This is a genomic window from Nocardiopsis sp. TNDT3, assembly GCF_003427465.1.
GTDB classification, from domain to species: Bacteria; Actinomycetota; Actinomycetes; order Streptosporangiales; family Streptosporangiaceae; genus Nocardiopsis; species Nocardiopsis dassonvillei.
Genome location: NZ_QPFC01000194.1, coordinates 1 through 2,799, shown reverse-complemented (window position 1 = coordinate 2,799; position 2,799 = coordinate 1). Strand labels below are relative to the sequence as shown.

The 2,799-nt window shown below is 70.8% G+C and carries 1 protein-coding gene; it reads right to left on the bottom strand.

Annotated elements, in window-relative coordinates; all coding sequences use genetic code 11:
* Positions 1–27: 27 nt before the first annotated feature.
* Positions 28–2,712, bottom strand: coding sequence for a glycoside hydrolase family 48 protein (locus DQW06_RS05265; protein ID WP_013153475.1), 2,685 nt, complete (start codon positions 2,710–2,712; stop codon positions 28–30).
* Positions 2,713–2,799 lie beyond the last annotated feature (87 nt).

Sequence of the window (2,799 nt, the reverse complement as noted above, 5' to 3'; positions counted from 1 at the left end):
CCCCCGCCCCCGTGCGGCTACGGCCGGTCAGGCGCCGTCGCCGAACAACTCGCCGTGGGTGGCGAGGGCTGTGGCCACGTCCACCTGCGCCCAGAAGCGGTGGTAGGTGAACTCGGGCACCGGTCCCCCGTTGAGGTACTCCTCGACCTGGGGCCAGTTCGGGTCGTCCTCGTAGAAGGACCGGATGGACAGGAACGTGGAGTCGGAGTCGACCGGGTCCCCGTTGGGCATCTGGCCGGTCCATCCCTGGGGGATGTAGAGGCCGCCGTCGGGGGCGCCGAACTCGTCGTCGAAGCGGGCGTAGTCGGCCCGCGTCTCGGGAACGGCGACGCCCAGGTCGTCCTGGTTGGCCAGGAGGGCGTCGAGCAGGCCCTCGGCCGTCGCGCGGGACTCGGCGTCACCGGTGGCGGCGGCGTAGTGCATGAGGGTCTTGGCCAGGCCCGCGGCGATGCCGACGTCCTGCCCGTGCGAGACGACCTCCACGCTCAGGTCGGGGTTGCCCGTGGACTCGCCCGTCCAGGTGTCGGGCTGGCCGCTCCACTCCATGTCGGCGGGGATGGCGAACTCGCCGTTCTCTCCGACGGTGGTGTTGGCGATCGCCCAGGGCACCCAGTCGTCCAGGATGTCCCCGGCGCGCTCGTCACCGGTGATGCGGTAGTACTCGGCCACCCGTTCCATGTCCCAGACCTGGAAGCCGAACCAGCGGTTGGACGGCGGGTCGTGCCAGACGGGCTTCTCGTCGTAGAACATGCCGTAGAAGGTGGGCGTGCCCGAGGGAGGCTGGGCGTAGGTGCCCTCCCAGCTGTTGGTCGCGCCGCCCGCGATGGCGCCGTCGGAGGACTGGAGCCACTCCAGGAACTCCAGCTGCCGGTCGAGGCTGGTGCCCCAGTCCTGGGTGCCGGTGGCCGACTCCGGCTGGAGCGCGGACACCTCCGAGAGCGCGTAGGCCGCCATCACGTTCTGGTAGCCCTGGTGGGCGGAGGATCCGCCGATGCGCCAGGCCCAGGGGTACTGGGCGCTCTCCAGCGCGCCGCCCCAGGAGTAGTACCAGGCCATGAGGTAGTGCGCGGAGTCCTTGCCCGATCCGGGCGGGCAGGACTGGGGGTCGACGCAGTCGCCGATCTCCTTGAAGTACTTGTCGAACATGGCGTAGCGCAGGTAGTCGCCCATCATCGCCGCGTTGGAGACGTTCTCGGCGATCGCGCCCTCGTTGCCCTGCTCCGAGGCCCACTCGTGCGCCAGGTAGGCCACCTGCACGGCGCGCGCGTCGGCGTCGGGGGCGTTGGTGTAGCGCCACTGCTCGGAGTAGTTGTCGTCGTCGGTGAACAGGTCGAGGAACCCGTTCTCGCCGCCGTGCTGGAAGGTCTCGCAGGACGGGTGCGGCACGGTCTCCCAGACCGACTCGTTGGAGCCGCGCTGGAAGGTGTTGATGTAGGCGGGGGCCTCGTCGGTGCCGTCGCCGCAGAACCCGTAGCCGTAGGTGTTGTCCACGTCCAGCAGCCAGTGCATGCCGTAGACCTCGTCGGTGCCGTAGGTGCTGCTCAGCTCCTGGGCGAGCGGGTCCTGCCCCGCCTCGACCGAGTCGTCCAGCGGCATCGGGTAGTCGCTCGGGTCGAGCGACTCGGGGATGTAGGTCGCCGGGGACGACGGGTCGTAGGAGCCGTTCGTGGGCTGGTCGGCCGTACCCGGGATGATGAAGGCCTCCATGGACTCCCACGCGGAGTTGAAGGGCTCCCAGTCACCGGTGATCCTGCCGTAGGTCGCCTCCAGCCACAGGTAGTAGCTGTAGGCCTCGGAGGTGGTGGCGTGGCCGTGGTCGGGCGCCTCCACGATCAGGGTCTCCACCGAGTGGTACGGCACGAGGAGGCCGTCGAACTCGCGGAAGTAGCCGCTGTCGGGGTCCTTGATCTTGTCGTACTGGGTGAGGAACTCCTCCTCGTAGGCGTTGGAGGCGCCGGAGAGTTCGCGCGCGGTGACGACCACGGGGTCGTAGCCCTCGGCGGAGACGGTGAACTCGGCCTGGGCGGGGTCGCCCGAGCCGTCGCCGGAGGAGGCGACCGTCACCTCCTGTGGGGTGTCCCAGTCGGCTTCACCGAAGGTCAGCGAGGCGCCCGAGGCCACCGACAGGGTCGGGCTGCCGGAGGTGCGCTCCACGCTGACGGCCACGTCCTCGGCGGGCGCCTCGGACAGGGCCACGTCGAAGGCGGTCTCGCCGCCGGGCGCCAGGGTGACCGAGTCGGGGTCCACGACCAGGGTCGGGTCCTCGGGCTCGGGCTCCTCGTCCTCGCCCGCGCAGTCCAGGCCGTTGAGGGTGAAGTCGGTGGGTGCCTCGTTGGCGCCGCTGTAGGTGGCCTGGAAGCCGAACGTGGCGGTCTGGCCGGAGGCGAGGCCGGGTGCCCAGGAGGGGCCGCTGGCGGTCACGGAGCTGCCGCTCTGGGAGACCTGCGCGCTCCAGCTGTTGCTGATGCGCTGGTTGCCGGAGAACTCCCAGCCCAGCGTCCAGTTGGAGACGGACTCGGCCTCGTTGGTGACCGAGACCTCGGCCGTGAAACCCGAGCCCCAGTCGTTGAGTTGGTAGTCGACGGAGCAAATCGGTGCGGCCTGCGCGGGCGCGGCCGGAAGGAGGGCGGCTAGGAGCACCGCTCCGAGGAGCGCGGGCGCGGGTCTGCGCCAGCGCGCCGTGCGGCGCGGGCCGGGGCGGGGGGTGGTCACGTGTCCTCCTCGGACAGGTTCTCCGTTCCCCTCCGCGGTCCCGCGCGCCGGAGGACGGCGCCGGGGCGGAGCTCTCCGATGGGGGAG